This is a genomic window from Streptosporangiales bacterium (assembly GCA_009379955.1).
Lineage (GTDB): Bacteria > Actinomycetota > Actinomycetes > Streptosporangiales > WHST01 > WHST01.
On sequence record WHST01000029.1, the window covers coordinates 1 to 18548 of the forward strand.

At 71.1% G+C, this 18548-nt stretch carries 16 protein-coding genes; 5 read left to right on the forward strand and 11 right to left on the reverse strand.

The features are described from left to right. Positions 1–189: 189 nt before the first annotated feature. Entirely contained in the window at positions 190–960 is a 771-nt protein-coding gene (locus GEV10_11195; GenBank protein MQA79023.1) for an FHA domain-containing protein, read from the reverse strand. 169 nt (positions 961–1129) lie between these two features. On the opposite strand from GEV10_11195, the gene GEV10_11200 reads away from it, so the two are divergent. From GEV10_11200 to GEV10_11215, 4 genes are read left to right on the forward strand one after another with little or no spacing between them, the layout of a single operon-like run. Beyond that, entirely contained in the window at positions 1130–1621 is a 492-nt protein-coding gene (locus tag GEV10_11200; GenBank protein ID MQA79024.1) for a hypothetical protein, read from the forward strand. Further along, complete coding sequence (locus GEV10_11205; protein MQA79025.1) at positions 1618–3048, forward strand: PrsW family intramembrane metalloprotease; 1431 nt, start codon at positions 1618–1620, stop codon at positions 3046–3048. Before GEV10_11200 ends, GEV10_11205 begins: the two co-directional genes overlap by 4 nt. Next, complete coding sequence (locus GEV10_11210; GenBank protein MQA79026.1) at positions 3045–4439, forward strand: hypothetical protein; 1395 nt, start codon at positions 3045–3047, stop codon at positions 4437–4439. Before GEV10_11205 ends, GEV10_11210 begins: the two co-directional genes overlap by 4 nt. Further along, complete coding sequence (locus GEV10_11215; protein MQA79027.1) at positions 4436–5026, forward strand: hypothetical protein; 591 nt, start codon at positions 4436–4438, stop codon at positions 5024–5026. The genes GEV10_11210 and GEV10_11215 overlap by 4 nt, the downstream gene beginning before the upstream one ends. A gap of 10 nt (positions 5027–5036) precedes the next feature. Here the strand turns inward: GEV10_11215 and GEV10_11220 are convergent, their stop codons facing one another. From GEV10_11220 to mshB, 5 genes are read right to left on the reverse strand one after another with little or no spacing between them, the layout of a single operon-like run. Beyond that, entirely contained in the window at positions 5037–6869 is a 1833-nt protein-coding gene (locus GEV10_11220; GenBank protein ID MQA79028.1) for a protein kinase, read from the reverse strand. A gap of 7 nt (positions 6870–6876) precedes the next feature. Further along, on the reverse strand, positions 6877–8628 hold the full coding sequence (locus GEV10_11225; GenBank protein ID MQA79029.1) for a vanomycin resistance protein VanB: 1752 nt from the start codon (positions 8626–8628) through the stop codon (positions 6877–6879). Next, positions 8625–9149, reverse strand: a complete 525-nt coding sequence (locus tag GEV10_11230) for a flavin reductase (GenBank protein ID MQA79030.1) — start codon at positions 9147–9149, stop codon at positions 8625–8627. Before GEV10_11230 ends, GEV10_11225 begins: the two co-directional genes overlap by 4 nt. Before the next feature lie 9 nt (positions 9150–9158). Next, the gene (locus GEV10_11235) at positions 9159–9617 is read right to left on the reverse strand and encodes a hypothetical protein (GenBank protein MQA79031.1); all 459 of its coding nucleotides are present in this window, start codon (positions 9615–9617) and stop codon (positions 9159–9161) included. Next, positions 9607–10527 carry an N-acetyl-1-D-myo-inositol-2-amino-2-deoxy-alpha-D-glucopyranoside deacetylase gene (gene mshB, locus GEV10_11240; GenBank protein ID MQA79032.1) on the reverse strand — a complete coding sequence of 307 codons (921 nt, stop codon included), beginning with the start codon at positions 10525–10527 and terminating at the stop codon, positions 9607–9609. The genes GEV10_11235 and mshB overlap by 11 nt, the downstream gene beginning before the upstream one ends. A gap of 177 nt (positions 10528–10704) precedes the next feature. On the opposite strand from mshB, the gene GEV10_11245 reads away from it, so the two are divergent. Further along, positions 10705–12798, forward strand: a complete 2094-nt coding sequence (locus GEV10_11245; GenBank protein MQA79033.1) for a prolyl oligopeptidase family serine peptidase — start codon at positions 10705–10707, stop codon at positions 12796–12798. A gap of 12 nt (positions 12799–12810) precedes the next feature. Here GEV10_11245 and GEV10_11250 read toward each other — a convergent pair whose 3' ends face one another. The 5 genes from GEV10_11250 to GEV10_11270 form a co-directional block, all read right to left on the reverse strand. Continuing rightward, complete coding sequence (locus tag GEV10_11250) at positions 12811–13842, reverse strand: dipeptide ABC transporter ATP-binding protein (protein ID MQA79034.1); 1032 nt, start codon at positions 13840–13842, stop codon at positions 12811–12813. Beyond that, positions 13829–14902, reverse strand: coding sequence for an ATP-binding cassette domain-containing protein (locus GEV10_11255; protein MQA79035.1), 1074 nt, complete (start codon positions 14900–14902; stop codon positions 13829–13831). Before GEV10_11255 ends, GEV10_11250 begins: the two co-directional genes overlap by 14 nt. 5 nt (positions 14903–14907) lie before the next feature. Next, on the reverse strand, positions 14908–15846 hold the full coding sequence (locus GEV10_11260; GenBank protein MQA79036.1) for an ABC transporter permease subunit: 939 nt from the start codon (positions 15844–15846) through the stop codon (positions 14908–14910). Beyond that, positions 15839–16783 carry an ABC transporter permease subunit gene (locus tag GEV10_11265; protein ID MQA79037.1) on the reverse strand — a complete coding sequence of 315 codons (945 nt, stop codon included), beginning with the start codon at positions 16781–16783 and terminating at the stop codon, positions 15839–15841. The genes GEV10_11260 and GEV10_11265 overlap by 8 nt, the downstream gene beginning before the upstream one ends. Before the next feature lie 142 nt (positions 16784–16925). After that, a complete protein-coding gene (locus tag GEV10_11270) occupies positions 16926–18530 on the reverse strand; it encodes an ABC transporter substrate-binding protein (protein MQA79038.1) in 1605 nt (534 codons plus the stop codon). Positions 18531–18548: the final 18 nt, after the last annotated feature.

Below are 18548 nucleotides of genomic sequence, written 5' to 3' on the forward strand. Positions count from 1 at the left end.
CGCCGCCCACGCCGAGGAGTACTCACCCAGACGCTCCAACGCCATCCTGGTCACACGCTCACGCTGATCCTTCGGATACTTCCGGGGCATGATCCACATCCTTCTCAAGAAAGGAAGCGGCATCAAACCCGGGACGCTTCAGCGGTCAACGTGAGGCAGCGGCCCACAGAAAGCCACCCAGGAAAGGCCTCAGTCCCCCAACAGCCCCACATCCGAAGCCCCCAGCGTGGTCGACAGCAGGAGCTCCTTGATGAGGTTGTCGTTGAGCGCGTTGCCCACCGGCTGGCCGACCTCGTCCTCGGTCAGGCCGGGGACGCCGGCGCGCGACAGCCGGGTGCGGATGTCGGAGACCTTGTGCTCCACCTTCTTCGTCGTCCAGCCGGCGTCGGGTCGCAGCTCGGCGAGCCGGGCGGCGGTGGCGCGCCAGGTGAGGGGTTGGGGGTACCTGTCGCCGAGCAGGTAGCGCTGGCCGAGCACCGCGACGGCGAGGCGTTCGTCGTCGTCGAGCTGCCACCGTCGCGGGGGTTGGGTGACGTCGCGGTGGCGGGGGGACGGGCGTTCGCCGGCCACGCCGGTGACGTACAGCTCGAGCAGGTGCTCGCGGGCGCCGGTGCCGCGGATGACGACGGGCGTGTAGCCCTCACCGAGGGGCATCTCCTCGTCGCCACTGGACAGCCGGCGCGGGCCGGGCAGGTGGAGGAGCAGGTGGCCGGTGTTGCGCAGCCACCAGGTGCCGGCACGGTAGGTCAGGGCGCCGTGCTGGCGGCTCACCTTCCGGTCGTCCTCGCCGATGCAGACGTGGACGTCCGGCAGGTTGCGGCCGAACAGGATGGCGCGGCCCTCGCGCGGCCCGATGGCGATGCCGCCGGTGAGCGACAGCGCGAAGAGGGTGCCCGGTTGGGAGGACGGCACGCCGAGCTCGAGGCTGCCGTGTCCCTTCGGCAACCGGTGCGCGTCCATCGGCATCGCGGCGTCGTCCACGTCCCCCTCGGTCCCGGTCTCCGTGTCTGTTGCCGCTCGATTCTTCCGCATGCGCCGATTGTGTTCGCACTCTCGGGGACCCCTCCCCGATACTCGCGCTAGGAAGTCCCCACCGGACCGTCCGGTCCGGAGACTCCGGGAGGAACGCGTGCAGCAGGTATCGACCCGAAGTCGGCGGTATCCGTTGCGGCCGCTCGTCGCCGCCGTCGGCGTCGTCGCCGTGCTCACCTCGGTCCTGCTCGGGGTCGGGTTCGTCAGGTCCGGTCCGTTCGTCCCCACGGCCGACCGTGAGGTGAGCGTCGTCGTCCGGGACTACGTGCGGACGCAGAGCGAGGTGAGAGGCCCGCCGAGGACGCGGTACGAGTACCGGGGGTCGCTGCCCGCTGCGGTGCTCGACCTCGACGGCGTCACTCTCGACCGCCGGACGTACCGCGCGATCTGGTACGACACGTCCGGCGACGGCCACGCGTACGTCGAGAGCAGGCGCAAGAAGTACCTCGCGCAACCGATCCCCGTCACGACCGGTGGGATCGCGCCGCAGGGCACGCTGACGTTCGTGTTCGGGCCGTGGGACACCAGACGCGATCGCTTCGTACGCATCGACGCGCGCACCCAGGTCACGGTGGTGGACGTCCGGTGACGCCTGCACCCACTCACGACCGCCCGGCGTGGGCGGAGGCGTTCTCGGCCGGGCCCCGACGCCTGGCCGCCGGGCTCGCCCTCATCGCCGTGGCGCCGGTCGTCGTCCTGGTCTGCGCCGGTTACCAGCTCGCGGCGTTCGACGACGAGACGGCCTACCACGAGCTGCTCTGGGCGATCCCGCTGCTCACCGTCGCCGCGGTCGCCGGCATCGTGGCCGTCCGCCTGTGGTCCCATCCCGACGAGTGGCTGCGCCGCCGCGCCATGGTGGCGGTCGGCGTCCTCGCCGCCGTCGTGGTCGTGTGGTTCGTGCTGCTGACGACGGCACGTCTCGCGCCGTACTGGACGACGACACTGCTCTGCGTCCCGTCCACGCTGTTCGGCCTCGTCCTGATGCGGCGGGCGGAGCGCAACCGCCGCGTGTCCTGGCTCCTCCTCGCCGCGCCGTTCCTGTGGGGCGCGTGCGTCGCGACGCAGTCCGCGCTGGCGACGGCCGACCTGCGCAACCTCGTGGTCACGCGCCTGGTCACGCCCGGCACGGCGTTCATGTACGTCGACAACGTCGTGACCGCGGTGAACGAGGAGGGACTGAAGGCCCTCGGCGTGCTCGCCGTCCTGGTCGTGTTCGGCAGCAGGATCAACGGCGTCCTCGGCGGGCTCGTCACCGGTGCCGTGGTGGGGATCGGCTTCCAGTTCACCGAGTCCGTCCTCTACATGGCGGGAGGAGACTCCGAGGAGATGCTCTACCAGTTCTGGACCCGGCAGTACGCGGGCCTGTTCGCGTCACACCTGGTCTACACCGGCATCGCCGGCGCCTGTCTCGGCCTCGCCTTCCACTATCGCGGCGCGCTGGCGCGGGTGCTGTGCGCGGGCGCCGGCTTCCTCGCCGCGGTCACGGCCCATGCGGCGTGGAACGTCGCCGTGTCGGTCGGGCTGACGTGGCGTCCCGACAGCTCGGCGCTGCTGATCTTCGTCGCGCAGCCGGTGAACGCGTTCGTCTTCCACAGCCCGTCGATCGTCCTGTTCTGCGCACTCGTCATCGGGGCGCAGCGGTACGAGCTGCGCGGTCTCCGACGTGGGCTGCACACCGAGGCGTCGGTCGGTCTCGGGGCGATCCGGCCGGGTGAGGTGCCGGTGCTGAGCAGTGCCAGCGCACGGTTCCGGCTGCGCCTGCGGCTGCTCGCCCGGCGTGACCTCCGCCGGTACCGACACGTCAGGGCACTGCACGAGGCGCAGCTCGAGCTGGCCTACGTGCACTGGCACCGGGCGCATACGGGCGGCGGTGACGGCGCCGAGAGTCGCCTGCGGAGGCGCATCCTGCGACTCCGCCTGCTCGGCCTCGTCGCGACGCCGGCGCCCGCGGGCACCACGGTCTCGCGACAGGCCCCGCTGCCTCCGGCGGTCTCGCGACAGGAGAGCCCCGCATGACCGCACTCCTGACGCTCGCCGCGTACGCCCCGCCGGACCGCGACTGCGGCGGTGACGTCAACGACGTCGCCGGCTGCGCCGGCATGCTGCCCTGGGTGGGGGTCGGCGTGTCCTGGGGCATCGTCGCCGTGACGCTCGGTGGGCTGCTCGTGATCGCGCTGGTATCGACGTCGGTCGTCACGGTCGGCGGCTCGTGGTTCGAACGCGTCGTGCTCGGGCTCACCCCGGAGCCGCAGACCGAGGTTCCGTTCCCACAGACCGCGCCGGACGACGTGCCACTGCCCGGCACGGTCCCGGAGGAGGCGCCGGGCACGGCTCCGCCGCAGGTCGCCCCCGACGGCGTGCCCCCGCCAGGGGTTCCGGAGACGCCGGGCTCCGAACCCGGTGTCGAAGGGCCGGAGGCGCCCGACGCACCCGACCCAGAGGCCCCGGTGGACCCGGATCCGCTGCCGATGCCCGTAGCCGAACCGCTGCACGCGGAGGACCAGGGCCACGGCACCGACGGCGAGGACGCCGAGGGAGGTGACGAAGGAGACAGCGAGGGCCAGGGCGAGGGCGACAGCGGGAGCGACGACGGCGACAGTCCCGGCCCAGACTCCGACGCCGCCGGCGACGCCCTGCCGGCGGAGGTCACGGCGCTCCTGGACCTGGTCCACTCCCTCTACACGATCCGCATGCGAGCGGTCGAGAAGGCCGACGCGTTCGAGGGTGCCGCCGCGCAGAACGCGGGCGACGCGTCCGGCCGGGCGGAGCTGGCCGAGGCCGCAGCGGCAGCCGCGCGCGACGCGGAGGCCACGGCGGCCGCGGACCTGCCCGCGGTCCCCGGAGTCCTGCGGGACCTCCTGGACAGTCCCGCTCTCGTCCAGGACGACGTCGACGTGGTCGGCTCCGCCGACGCGCTGGCCTTCCTGGCCGTCGCGGTCCACGACGGTCTCGACGGTCTGCGCCGGCTGTACGAGCCCGCGCGGGAGCTGGCCGAGGCGGCGGAGGCGGCGTGGCGTGGACTCCGGGACGCCGGCACCGACGAGGCACGGGATGCGGCGGCACGCGCGGCGGAGATCGCCGACGCTCTGAAGCGGGCCGCCGAGGAGTGGGGCAAGGCCGTCGACGACCTCATCGCCACGCTGGCGAACCGGCTCTACCGGGGGACGTACTCGGCGGCGACGATCGAACGGATCCGCAAGGGCTTCACCAACGCCGCGCCGGGCATCAAGAAGGTCGAGCAGATCCTCACCCCCAAGACCCAGACACCGGTGCCGCCCGCGCCCGGTACCCCGCAGCCGCCGGTGGGCGGGTCGAGCCTCGCGACCGCGGCGATGGTCGTGTACGCGGTCGTCCGGTTCGGGTACGAGCGGTGGCGGACGTGGTGGAACAGGCGGAGGAACCAGTGAACGCAGACGAGCCTGCGGTCGAACCGGACGAGCCCAGGGCGGAGATCACCGGTCGCATCGCACCCGGCGGCGCGTGGTCGTGGCCGCGGCCGGCGGTGTTCGTGCTGGCGGGCGTCCTCGCGATGGCCGTGCTTGTCGGCACGACGGCGGTGGTCCTCGCGGTCACGACCAACGGTGCGTCGCGTGACCCCGCGACGAGCCTCGAGCACTTCCTGCACCACATCGGTCACCGCGACTACGACAAGGCGTGCGCGATGGCCGTCTCCCTCACGGACGAGACGGAACGCCCGTTGCGGGAGGGCAGCCGCAGGTACCGCGAGTGCTTCAGCTCGATGCTCTGGCTCGGCAGCGACCACTGGCGGCGCGTCCACCTGGCGAACGCGCGGGACGCCCGGGTCACCAAGGTCGACCGGGACGAGGTCGCCACGGTGAGCTCGGCGGACATCGTCCCCCGGCTGCCGTCGGTGCGCACGACGGGTCTCGGCGACCCACCGGACCTGGAGGCCGAGGACGCCTACATGCTCAGCGAGGTCGACGGGAAGTGGTACCCCCTCTGGCCGCCGCTGCCGGGGAACTACCTGCCCTGACGTCGCGGCCTCAGCGCGGTGGTGGCAGCTCCGCGGCCGCGTCCTTGGTGAGGTCGGAGGCGATGTCGCAGAGCCTGCTGGTCGGTCCGTCGCCGCGGACGACGAGGTACAGCAGCTCCGCCTTCCGCCAGTCGTGCTCGGAGAAGGTGCGGTACTCCGTCTGCGCCAGGCACGTCTCGTCGCCGTCGCCCTTCGGCTCGACGTACGCCTTGCGCCCGCTGACCCGCATCGGGTGGCCGTCGTCCGCGGCGGACAGCGGCATGTCCCTGTCGAAGAGCAGGTCGACCGTCAGGTCGTTGGTGGTGCTCTCCCAGGAGCATCCCCAGTTGCCGAACCCGACCCGCGGGTCGTTCGCGTCGACGCCGGGGATGCGGGCGAGCGCCTCGTCGTCGAGGAGCCGGCACGCGTCGAGGCCGGCGAGCGACTCGGGCGGGGGTGCGGGGCGCTGCGGGAAGGTGCCCCGGGAGAGCACGTCGACGGCGTGCTCGGTGGCGATGTCGGCCATCGTGCAGAGCTTGGTCGAGCGTCCGTCGTACTGCTTGGCGGTGAGGTCGACTCGATGGTCGTCGGCGAGGAGCACCGTACGGTCACAGGTGCCCTCGCCCTCCGGCTCCCGCACGACGCGCAGGGCACCGACCTTCTCCGTCGTGCCCGCCGGGATGTCCGCGGGGTCGGGAGGCGCGAGCTCCACCGCGACGTCGATCTCCTGGTCGCCCGATGGTTCCACGACGACGTCGCACCGGTCGAAGTTGCCGTACGTGCGGTTGAGCTCCGCGTCGCCGAACCGCTCGTACGTCTCGGCCTGGATGAGTCCGCACGGGTCCGCCGTGTGGGGGTCGTCGATCACCGCACCGGTCGACGCCGCCGGGGTGCCGGCCCCCGCGGCGGTACGTCCCGGCCTGCGGTCGCCGGCAAGCAGGGCGACGGCGGAGACGGTCACCGCGAGCGCGACCGCCGCGGCGGCAACGGTCGTGACCGCGCGCCTGCGCGACCGCCGCCGCAGGGGGACGACGGGGATGTCCCACGTGTCGTCGCCCGTGCCGACGAGCTCGCGGAGCAGGCTCCGGGCGGCGGCCGCCGTGGGCCGTCGCGCCGGGTCGGTGGCGAGCAGGGCGGTGAGCACGGGCACGAGACCGTGCGAGCGGCGCGTGGGCGTCACCTCGCCGGCCGCGGCACGTCCGAGCATGGCCGCCGGGTTGTCCGGCTCGCCGAACGGCGGGGCACCCTCGACGGCGGTGAACAGCGTGGCCCCGAGGGAGAACACGTCGGACGCCTCGGTCGGCTCCGCTCCCCTGGCCACCTCGGGCGCGAAGTAGGCGGGGGTGCCGCCGAAGCCGCCGCTGCTCGTCAGCGTCACGTCACCCCAGGCGGGGCGGGCGATGCCGAAGTCGGTCAGCTTGGCGACACCGTCGTCGCCCACGAGGACGTTGCCCGGCTTGACGTCGCGGTGGACGACGCCCTGGGCGTGCACCGCCTCGAGGGCGCCGGCGATCTGCGCGCCGAGGCGCGCGACGTCGCGCTCGGGCAGCGTGCCGCGGTGCCCCAGGATGTCGGCCAGACTGCGGGACGGGAAGTACTCCATCACCAGCCAGCGCGTGTCGTCGTCGTCGCTCTCGACGTCGTGCAGCGTGATGACGTGCGGGTGGTGCAGGCGGGCCGCGATCCGCGCCTCGCGCTCGGCGCGCCGGGTCGACCCCTCGTCGCCGCCGGCGACCCAGCCCCGTTTGATCGCGACGACCCGTCCCAGCTTCTGGTCGGTGGCGCTCCAGACGACGCCCATGCCACCCGACCCGACCCGCTCGTCCAGGCGGTACCGCCCGGCGATCAGTTGACCGGCGCGCACGGGTCGGTCAGCCGTCCTCGGTGCGGTCGGCCGGCTGGTCCGCGGCGTCGTCGCCCTTCTTCTTCTCGTCCTTCACGCAGATGACGTGGGGAGTGGCGAGATAGACCGTGCGGAACGGCTCGGTGCGGACGACCGCGCCGTCCTGCTTGAAGACCCGGGAGTACGTGACGTCGTACCCGATCGCCGGTGACTCGGGTGTGCAGGTCGGGCTCTTGTCACGGATGGTCTGCGGATTGCGGTAGTTCGACTTCTTGGGCGCCGTGGCGTCGACGTCGTAGTGCTTGGTGCCCCACATCGTCACCGTGATGGACGTGTCGGAGTACGACGTGGTGATGTAGACGCCCGTCTTCGTGTCGTTCTTGAACCGCAGGTCGGGCTGGGTCCACGAGACCGTCGCCTCACGACCGAGCGGGTAGCGCGAGATGTAGTAGCTGTGCGGCTGGTGCTGGACGTCCTTCAGGCCGGCGAAGAACATCGCGTTGAAGGTGGTGGTGGCGATCTGCGAGACGCCGCCGCCGACGCTGTCGACGTGCCGGCCCTCGAGGATCATCGGCGCGGGGACGAACCCCTTCTCCCTGGTGCGCTCGCCGAGCGTGCCGTTGAGGCTGAAGGTCTTGCCCGGCTTGACGAGCGTGCCGTCGAGGATCTTCGCCGCCTGGTGGATGTTGGTCACCCGCGACTCGCAGCAGGGGTGGTTGGTCGTGAAGGCGCTGACCTTCTGCTTGATGCCGAGCGACTCGGCCTTCTTCGTCGTCAGCTTCGGCTCGGCCCCGGACACCGGAGCCGACACCTCGCGGTCATCGGCCTTGCCGAGGACCCGGGCGACCGCCTGGCCGAGGCGCGTGCGATCGACCATGCGGCCCTCGACGGCGGGCACGACCTTCGGCTTGCCGTTCTTGATGGCGAAGGTGGCGTCCTTCGGCTCCTTCTCGAGCTTGTCGAGCGAACGGCCGATGTCGTCGGCGAGGCCCTCGCCGTCGACCTTCGGCGCGAGCTCACCCGCGGCCCCGGTGACGAACTCGGTGTTGGCCGCGATCGCCTTCGGCGACACCGAGAGCTCGTTCTTTCCCGTGCCCAGCGTGACCGGCGAGGCGACCGCGGTGCGTGCCGCGCCCTCGACGACCTTGCGGACGGCGTCGTCGGTGCTCTTGGGCCGGACGGTCCGCGCGCGCAGGTCGAGCGTGCGGTCGGTCGGGAAGGCCGTGCGCACGGTGGCGGCCGCGGCGCGCCGGTCGAGCATGCGCCCGTCGCGCGGCAGCGTCGCGATCGGCTCGGTGCCCTCGTACGTGACCTTGCCCTCGCGCACCTCGCGGTCGAACTTCTTCGCGACGCCTTCGAGCGCCGCCGCAAGCTTCTCCCGGTCGACGCGGACGACCGGATCGAGCTCGGCGCGGCCCGCGATCTGGCGCGCCAGTCGCAGGGGGTTGGGGCTGCGCCCCTCAGCGGACTGCGCCGTCGCCTCGGCGTCGAACACCAGGCCGGCGTCCTTCGGGTCGATCTCGAACGTCTCGTCGTCGACGCGGACCGGGAGCGGGTCCGTCGCCGCGTCACCGAGCTCACGCGAGAGCTTCTGCTCCGCGCCGGCGGCCGACATGCCGCCGATGTCGACGCCGCGGACCGACGTGCCCCGAGGTACGCCGCCGCCCACGTAGACGTAGGCACCGGCGTAGGACAGCAGGAGGGCGCCCACGACGACGCAGGGGATCCAGACGGAGCGGCGGCGCAGCACAGGTAGCGCGCGTCCGAACAGCGCTCTCACGAGACTCCCCCTTCGAGCCTTCGGTACGACCCCTGGAAGTGCAGCAGCGGTCGGGCCGCACCGTCGGGCACGGACGCGGCGAGCACGTCTCCGAGCACGATACTGTGGTCACCCCCGTCGTACACAGCGCGCGTACGGCATTCCAGCACACCGATCGCGCCGGTCAGCACGGGGGCTCCCGTCAACGGCGCCGCCACGTGCGCCACGGCTCCGAACTGGTCCTCGAGCGGACGTCCGCGATGCGCGAACCACCTGCTCGCCGGCTCTCCGTGCTCACCGAGCACGGACACCGCCCAGGTTCCCGCCCGCAGCACGGCGTCGTGGAACCGCGCGACCTTCTCGGCGCAGAACAGCACGAGCACGGGGTCGAGGGACACCGAGGTCAGCGAGTTGACGGTCATCGCGTGGTCGACGTCGCCGTCGCGCGTGGTCACCACGGCGATGCCGGTCGCGAACCTCCCGATGACCTTGCGGAAGTGTGCGGTGTCGACGCGCTCACCGTCGTCAGGTTCTGCGTGCACCCAGGCAAGCTACCCGCCGGGGCGCCCGGGTGCCTGGGCCACCCGCGCGGGCAGGCCGTACCAGGGCAGCAACACGACGCCGAGGACCGACGCGATCGTGCCCGCCAACAGGAAGGCGTAACCCGTGCCGTTGCCCGGGACGACGAAGTCGCCCTCCGGCCGCCCGACCGACAGCATGATCACGGACAGCAACCACGTCGCGCACGGGACCAGCGCGAACATCCGCGACCGGGTACCCCGGCCCACCAGCTGCGGGACGAGGAAGTTGACGACGACGGTGACCGCCACACCCGCCGGCAGGCCCCACAGCCGGACCGGGTGCACGAACGCCTCGACCACGCCCACGACGACGCCAAGGACCGCGAGCACGACGACGAGCGCGACCGCGACCACCACCGCGAGCGCGTCCGGGGTGCCCGTGGCCCTCGGCGCCGACACGCTCACCGCGACGTCGTGGCTACTCGACACCGGCGAACAGATCGTCCTCGCGCCCGTTCGCGCCGGTCGGGCCGAGCGCACCCTTGACCAGGCGGTACGCCTCCAGGCCCATCACCTCGTTGCCGAGATGGTTCGACAACGCGAAGAACGGGAAGTCGACCGTGATCTGAGTGGCGTGCGCCCGCATCGCCTCGGCCTTGCGCTCCGCGTGGGCCGTGCCGTCGATCTCGGTGGTGACCCACTCGCCGGGCACGATCGTCGGCGGGAGCGGAGCGTCCTCGGCGAACCAGTCGCCGAACGGTGACTCCACACCGAGCTCCTTCAGCCGGCGGGTGCCGTCGAGGAGCCGGTCGCGGTCCATGGCGTTCCAGTAGACCTTCGGCACGTCCCACGCCTCGCCGAGGTCGAGCCGGTACGAGGGACCGGCCGCGAGCATCGAGGCGTACATCGTCACCCGGTGCGCCTGCACGTGGTCGGGGTGGCCGTAGCCGCCCCACGGGTCGTACGTCACGAGCACCTGCGGACGCAGCTCGCGGATGACGGCGACGAGGTCGTCCGCCGCCGCGAGCAGGTCGGCGGCCCAGAACGCCTCCTTGCGCACGTCGGACGGCGCGCCGACGCCGCCCTCCTCGGTGTAGACCATGCCGGTGTCGCGGTAACGACCCTCACCGCCGAGGAACCGGTGGTCGGTGACGCCGAGCACCCGCATCGCCTCGGCGAGCTCACCGATGCGGTGCTTGCCCAGGCCGTCCTCCCGTTCGGCGGCGAGGTGCTCGAGCTCGGGGACGAGGATCTCGCCCTGCTCCCCCAGCGTGCACGTCACCAGGGTCACCTGCGCGCCCTCGGCGACGTACTTCGCCATCGTCGCGCCGTTGCCGATCGTCTCGTCGTCGGGATGCGCGTGAACGAGCAGCAGACGCCGCGCGGAACCAGTACTCATGGGCCAAACCCTATGCCGCACCTCGGACATCCTGCCGCCGGTCCGGCCCGCGCCCGTCCCTGCTGATCACGTTGACGTGATCAACGAGGACTTCACCTCGTGCAGGGACGAGGTGAAGTCCACGTTCGTGAGGTGAGGCACCGCGAACGGGGTCGCGACCGTGAGAGGATCGCGCGCGTGTCACGCGAAAACGAGCTCAGCTACCCCCGTCACACCGCCCGCACCCGCAGGTTCACCTTCGGTGCGCCGCGTGCGTTCTCCGTCACCCCGGACGGCAAGCGCGTGCTGTACCTGCGGTCCCGCGCGGGCGACGACCCGATGACCTGCCTGTGGTCCCTCGACGTCGAGTCCGGCGACGAGACCCTGCTCGCCGACCCCGTCGGCCTGCTCGGCGCCGGGGTCGAGGACCTCCCGCCCGAGGAGCGGGCGCGCAGGGAGCGCATGCGCGAGGCGGCCGGCGGGATCGTCGGCTACGCCACGGACGACGCCGCCGACACCGTGACGTTCGCTCTGGGCGGACGGCCGTACGTCGTCCGCGGGGGTGCGGACCCACGCCCCGTCACGGCGAGGACACCGGTGGTCGACCCGCGCATCGACCCCACGGGACGCAGGATCGGGTACGTCCACGCGGGAGCGTTCCGCGTCGCGGACATCGACGGCGACGACCGCGCGCTCGCCGACCCGGCGGACGAGCAGGCCGACGGCGACGACGTCGGCTACGGCCTCGCCGAGTTCGTCGCCGCCGAGGAGATGTCACGCACCCGTGGCTTCTGGTGGGCGCCGGACGGCGAGCGTGTGCTCGTCGCGCGGGTCGACAACGCGCCCGTGCGCCGCTGGTACATCGCCGACCCCGCGCACCCCGAGCGCCCGCCGGTCGAGCACCCCTATCCCGCCGCGGGCACGGCGAACGCCGACGTCCGGCTGTTCGTCCTCGGACTCGACGGCAGCCGCGTCGAGGTGCGCTGGGACCGCGCGGCCTTCGAGTACCTCGCCCAGGTCGTGTGGCCCGCGCAGGGACCGCACCTCGTCGTGCAGTCGCGCGACCAGCGCACGGTGCGGCTGCTGAGCGTCGACCCCGACACCGGCAACACCGCCGTCGTCCGCGAGGACACCGACCCGGCGTGGGTCGAGCTCGTCGGCGGCGTCCCCGCGTGGGCGGGCGACCGTCTCGTGTGGGTGAGCGACGTCGACGGGTGGCGGCGTCTCGTCGTCGACGGCGCGCCGGTGACCCCGGACGGCCTGCAGGTGCGGCACGTCCTCGCCGCGGACGACGACGGCGTCCTGTTCACCGCGTCGACCGAGCCGACCGAGGTGCACGTCCACGCCTGGGGACCGGACGGCTCGGTGGCTCCCGTCACCGACGTGCCTGGCGTGCACGCGGCGGTGCGCGCCGCCGGTACCACGGTCGTCACCTCCACCACCCTCGACGCCGACCTCGGCACGTCGACGGTGACCCGTGCCGACCTCTCGTGGCAGGTCAGGTCGTTCGCCGACACCCCGTCCGTCCGCCCGTCCGTCACGCTCATCCGCACCGGCGAGCGCGAGCTGCGCACGGCGGTGCTGCTGCCGACCGGTCACGAGCCGGGTTCGGCGCGCCTGCCCGTGCTGCTCGACCCGTACGGCGGGCCGCACGCCCAGCGGGTGCTGGCGAGCCGCCGGGCGTTCTACGAGTCGCAGTGGTTCGCCGACCAGGGCTTCGCGGTCGTCGTGGCCGACGGACGCGGCACGCCTGGACGCGGCGCCGCCTGGGAGCGCGCCGTGCACGGCGACCTCGCGACACCGGTGCTCCAGGACCAGGTCGACGCGCTGCACGGCGCTGCCGAGGTGTACCCGGACCTCGATCTCGACCGGGTCGGCATCCGCGGCTGGTCGTTCGGCGGCTACCTCGCCGCCCTCGCGGTGCTGCGCCGTCCCGACGTGTTCCGGGTCGGCGTCGCCGGCGCCCCCGTCACCGACCTCAGCCTGTACGACACGCACTACCAGGAGCGCTACCTCGGCGACCCCGTGACCAGCCCGGAGACGTACCGGCGGTCGTCCATCATCGACGACGCACCGAACCTCACCCGCCCACTGCTGATCATCCACGGCCTGGTCGACGACAACGTCGTCGTCGCGCACACGCTGCGGCTCTCGTCGGCCCTGCTCGCCGCGGGCCGGCCGCACACCGTGCTGCCGCTGTCCGGCGTCACCCACATGGCGTCACAGGAGACGGTGGCCGAGAACCTCCTCCTGCTGCAGGTGCGGTTCCTGAAGGACGCCCTCGGCGACTGACCCGCCTCAGGCTCAGTCGAGGTGGATGATCTCGCGCTGCTTCGCGAAGTGGCAGGCGCTGGGGTGCGGGCTGCCCTCGCGGACGACGAGCTCGGGGACCTCCTCGGCGCAGATGTCCTCCGCCTTCCAGCACCGGGTACGGAACCGGCAGCCGGACGGCGGGTTGGCCGGGCTCGGCACGTCGCCCTCGAGCACGATCTCCTCGCGCTTGCCGCGCAGCGTCGGGTCGGGCACGGGCACCGCGGACAGCAGTGCCTGGGTGTACGGGTGCGTCGGCTCCTTGTAGAGCTCGGCCTGGTCGCCGACCTCCATCACCTTGCCGAGGTACATGACCGCCACACGGTCGGCGATGTGGCGCACGACGGAGAGGTCGTGCGCGATGAAGATGTACGACAGGTTGAACTCGTCCTGGAGCGACTCCAGCAGGTTCATCACCTGGGCCTGCACCGACACGTCGAGCGCCGAGACCGGCTCGTCGCAGATGATGATCTCCGGACGGAGTGCGAGACCGCGCGCGATCCCGATCCGCTGCCGCTGGCCACCGGAGAACTGGTGCGGGTACCTGTTGATGTGGTCGGGGTTGAGCCCCACCACGTCGAGGAGCTCCTGCACCCGGGCGCGGCGGCTGTTCCTCGGCGCCACCTCCGGGTGGATCTCGTACGCCTCGCCGATGATGTCGCCGACCGTCATACGAGGGTTGAGCGACGTGTACGGGTCCTGGAAGACCATCTGGATCTGCCGGCGGATCCGGCGCATCTGCCCCGGCCGCAGCCGCGCGATGTCCTGGTCGCGGTAGAGGATCGAACCGGCCGTCGGCTTCTCGAGCGCCATCAGCAGCTTGGCGAGCGTCGACTTGCCGCACCCCGACTCGCCGACCAGGCCGAGCGTCTCACCCGCCTTCAGGTCGAAGCTGACACCGTCGACCGCCTTCACGTGACCCACCGTGCGCTTGAACACGATGCCCTGCGTCAGCGGGAAGTGCTTGACCAGGTCGCGGATCTCGAGGACGTTCTCCGCGCTCGTCGAGGGCTTAGCGCTCGGCATCGGCGATCACCTCTTCCCAGAAGTGGCAGGCGCTGTAGCGGTTCGCGCCGACCTCGTACAGCGGCGGTACGTCCTGGCTGCAGATGTCGCGGGCGCGGTGGCACCGCGGGTGGAACGAGCAGCCCGGCGGGACCGAGGCGAGGTTGGGCGGCGCCCCGGGGATCGGGGTGAGCTCCTCACCCTTCTGGTCGAGCCGCGGGATGGAGTTCAGCAGTCCCTCGGTGTACGGGTGCGACGGCCTACCGTACAGCTCGTACACCTCCGCGGTCTCGACGATCTTGCCGGCGTACATGACCACGATGCGGTCGGCCACGTCGGCGACCACGCCGAGGTCGTGGGTGATGAGGATCAGGCCCATGTTCGTCTCGGTGCGCAGGTCGGACAGCAGCTTCATGATCTGCGCCTGCACCGTGACGTCGAGCGCGGTGGTCGGCTCGTCCGCGATGAGGACATCGGGTTCGAGCGACAGCGCCATCGCGATCATCACGCGCTGCCGCATGCCGCCGGAGAACTGGTGCGGGTAGTCGTCGACCCGGCTCTTCGCCGCCGGGATGCGCACCCGGTCCATCAGCTCGATCGAGCGCTTCCTCGCCTCGGACTTGGACACGCCGCGGTGCACCCGGAACATCTCGCCGATCTGGTCGCCGACGGTCATCACCGGGTTCAGGGCGCTCAACGCGTCCTGGAAGATCATCGCGATGTCGTTGCCGCGCACCTTGCGCCGCTGCTCCTCGGTGAGCTTCAGCAGGTCGGTGCCGTTGAACTTGATCTCGCCGGCCGGGATGTGCCCCGGCGGCATGTCGATGATCCCCATGACCGCCTGGGCGCTCACGCTCTTGCCGGAGCCCGACTCACCGAGGATCGCGAGTGCCTCGCCCGAGTTGACGTGGTAGAAGACGCCGTTGTTGGCCCGCACCGTCTGCTCACGGGTGCGGAACTCCACGTGCAGGTCACTGACCTGGAGGAGCGGGACCTGCCCGCCCGCACCGGCGCTCCCTGCCGAGTCGGAGCGGCGTTCGACGCCGCCGGCCGTGACCTCGTCCTTCACACTGTCTCCCATCGCGCTCATCGGAGCTTCGGGTCGAAGGCGTCACGGATCGCGTCACCGATCAGGATGAAGCTCAGCACCGTCACGATGAGGAACAGTGCCGGATACATGAGCAGGTGCGGCGAGTCGAAGAAGTAGCGCTGCGCGGCGTTCAGCTGGATCCCCCAGGAGATCTCGGGGAACTGCAGGCCCACACCGAGGAACGTCAACGCCGCCTCCGCGCCGATGATCGCGCCGACGGTCAACGTCATGAGCACCATCACCGACATCACCGCGTTGGGCATGATGTGCCGGAACATCAGCCTGCCGTCCGACGCACCCAACGCGCGGGCCGCCGCCACGTAGTCCATGTTCTTCACCCCCATCACCGCGCCTCGCATGACGCGGGTCTGGGTGGCCCAGCCGAAGGCCACGAGCGCCGCCGACACGGTGACGACGTTCCTCGCCTCGATCCTGGAGAGGAAGAGGATCGCCGCCAGCAGGAAGGGGAAGCCCAGGAAGATGTCGGTGATCCGCTGGAGCAGGCCGTCGACCCAGCCGCCGTAGAAGCCCGAGACCGACCCCACCACGATCGCGACGAAGCCGGCCACCACCGTGACGAGAATGCCGATGATGATGGACGGCCTGGCGCCGTAGATGACCTGGGAGTACAGGTCGCAGCCCTGTGCGTCGTAGCCGAACGGGTGGCCGGGCGACGAGGTCTGCTGCGCGAACTTGAGCTCGCACAGCGTCGGGTCGACGCTGGTCCACAGCCGCGGCACGACCGCCATCGACAGGACGAGCAGCAAGAAGAAGCAGGCGACGAGGAAGACCGGGTTGCGGCGCAGGTCGCGCCACGCGTCACCGGCGAGGCTGCGGGGCTTGCCTGCGGGGCCGCCGCCGTGCACCGGCCACGCCGGCCCACTGACCACCGCCGGCGTGCCGCCTGCGCTCACCGCGGCCGTGGGGTCACTCATAGCGGATCCTCGGGTCGAGCACGCCGTACAGCAGGTCGACGAGCAGGTTGATCAGGATGAAGATCAGCACCAGGGCGGTCGCGATGCCGGTGACGACGGAGAACTCCTGGCGCTGGATCGCCGTGAACACCTCGTTGCCGATGCCGGGGAGGTTGAAGATGCCCTCCGTGATGATCGCGCCGCCGAGGAAGCCGCCGAGCGACAGCCCCTCGAGCGTCACGACGGGGATGAGGGAGTTGCGCAACGCATGCCGCACCACCACCCGTCTTCGCGACAGGCCCTTGGCGGTCGCCGTGCGCACGTAGTCGGACCTGAGGTTCTCCACCAGGCTCGTGCGGGTCAGCCGTGCCGCGGACCCCATGCCGAGTAACGCGAGGATGACCGCCGGCATGATGTACGACAACGGCCAGCCCTCGGCGATGCCCGCGACCGGGATCACGTCGAAACTGAGCTCCCGGTGCATGACGGACGCGTTGACCACCTGGAGCACGATGCCGATGACGAACGACGGCACGGCGATGAAGAAGGTCGCGAACATCAGGACGACGTAGTCGGGCCATCGGCCCCTGCGTAGCGCCGCCACGATGCCGAGCGTGATCGCGAAGATGATCTCGATGACCCACCCGGTGGCGGCCAGCTTGGCCGTCACCGGCCAGCGCTCCGCCATGATCTCGCTGACCGGGCGCTGGTTGAAGTCCATCCCGAAGTCGCCCTGCGCCAGGCCGCCCATGTAGAGCACGTAGCGCTTCCACAGCGGCTCGTCCATGTGGTACCGGTCCCGCAGGGCCTGCACGGTCGCCTCCGGCGGCGGCTTGTCACCGAACATCGCGAGGATCGGGTCGCCCGGCATGAAGTGGAACATCGCGAAAATGAGGAAGGTGACCCCGAAGAACACCGGGATGGCTTGCAGCAGGCGCCGGATGACGTAGCGACCCATGGGACCTCCTGATGGAGCGGTTCAGGACCGGTGGTGGTCGACCACCCTGCTCGGTCGGAAGAAACTTACCTGCTCGGCCCGGCTCTGGTGGACGGTGAGGGACGGCGGGATGACATCGTTATTTCTCGGATGCGCGCGATGGTCAGCCGGTCACCTCGATCTGGTCGTACTTGAGCCGACCAAGAGCGCCGTAGCTCAGCTTGCTGACCCGTTCGGAGTGGACGTCGGTGTTCTGGCCGAACCACAGCGGCGCCACGGGCAGGTCGTCGAGCACCCGATCCTCTGCCTGGTGGTAGAAGGCGATCCCGGCGCCGGGTGACGTCGCGGCGTTGCCCTTCGTCAGCAGCTCGTCGACCTTCTCGTTCGAGTACCCCGCGCCGTTCGACGAGCCGTCGGTGGCGAAGCTCGGCCCGAGGTAGTTCTCCGGGCCCGGGTAGTCCATCAGCCAGCCCCGGCGGAACGGACCGGTGACCTTGCGCTCGTCGGTGGTGACCGTGTAGGCCGCCCACGTCTGCCCCTTCAGCGAGACGGTCACCCCCAGGGTCCTGCTCAGCTGGTTGGCCACGGCCTGCACCCAGTCATCGTTGCCCGCCCCCGTGTTGTACCAGAGGGTGACGGGCGCGTCGCCGAGACCGCCCGCCTCGTCGAACAACCGCTTGGCCTTGCGCGGCTGGAACGTGCACGCCTCACCGCACGGGTCGTCGCGCTTGCCGAACCTGATCAGCGGTGTGACGAGGCCCTTCGCCGGGGTGATGGTGTCGTTGTACAGCGCCGCCGCGATCTGCTCACGGTCGATCGACATCGAGATCGCGCGGCGCACCCGCACGTCCTGGTACTCGTCGAGCCAGAGGGGGAAGCCGAGGTAGACGAAGGTGCTGCTCGGCGAACGGAGGTAGCGGTCGCCGAAGTCCTGCGGTGCGCTGAACCGGCGCTCCGGCGGCACCTCGGTGATGTCGAGATTGCCCGCGATGACGTCGTTGTACGCAGTCGCGGGGTTCGAGTAGATCTTGAACGTGATGGTGTCCGCGCGGCCGGGCCGCCTGCCCTTGAAGTCGAGGTTCTTGGCCAGCTTGATGTACTGGTTGTGCCGCCAGGCCTCGGCCATCCGGTAGGGCCCGTTGCCGATCGGATTCTCCTTGTACTTCGCCCAGTCGCGCTCACGCAGCACCGACTCCGGCATCGGGAAGAAGGCCGTGTAGCCGATGATGAGCGGCAGGTTGGCGTTGGGTGAGTCGAGATGGATCTCGATCGTGTCGTCGTCGACGGCGTCGAGCCCGGTCATCTCGGTCTTCTTGCTCCTCGGGTGGACGTCGGCCGCGCCCTTGACCTTGAGCAGGTCGCTGAAGAAGTAGGAGTTGTTCCAGCCGTTCGCCATGGTGGCGTTCCACGCGCCCACGAACGACTGCGCGGTCACCTGTTCCCCGTTGTGGAACGTCCAGCCCTGCTTGAGCGTGATCCGCCAGTTCTTCTTGTCGGAGCTCTCCACCGAGTCGGCTACGAGGTTGACCGACCCACCCTTCTCGTCGTCGTACCCGGTCAGCCCGGCGAACAGCAGGTCGGTGACCGTGCCGCCCTCGGACTCGTTGGTGTTGCCGGGGATCAGGTCGGCGGGCTCGGTGAGCTGGGCGCTGAAGGACTTCGCGTCGGCGTCGTCGTCGGCGCCCGAGCCGCCGCCGGCGCAGCCGGGGAGCGTGAGCGCGACCGCGAGGGCGAGCGATCCGGCGAGGAAACGGGAGCTCGCGCGCATCACACCTCCCCAGGGGCA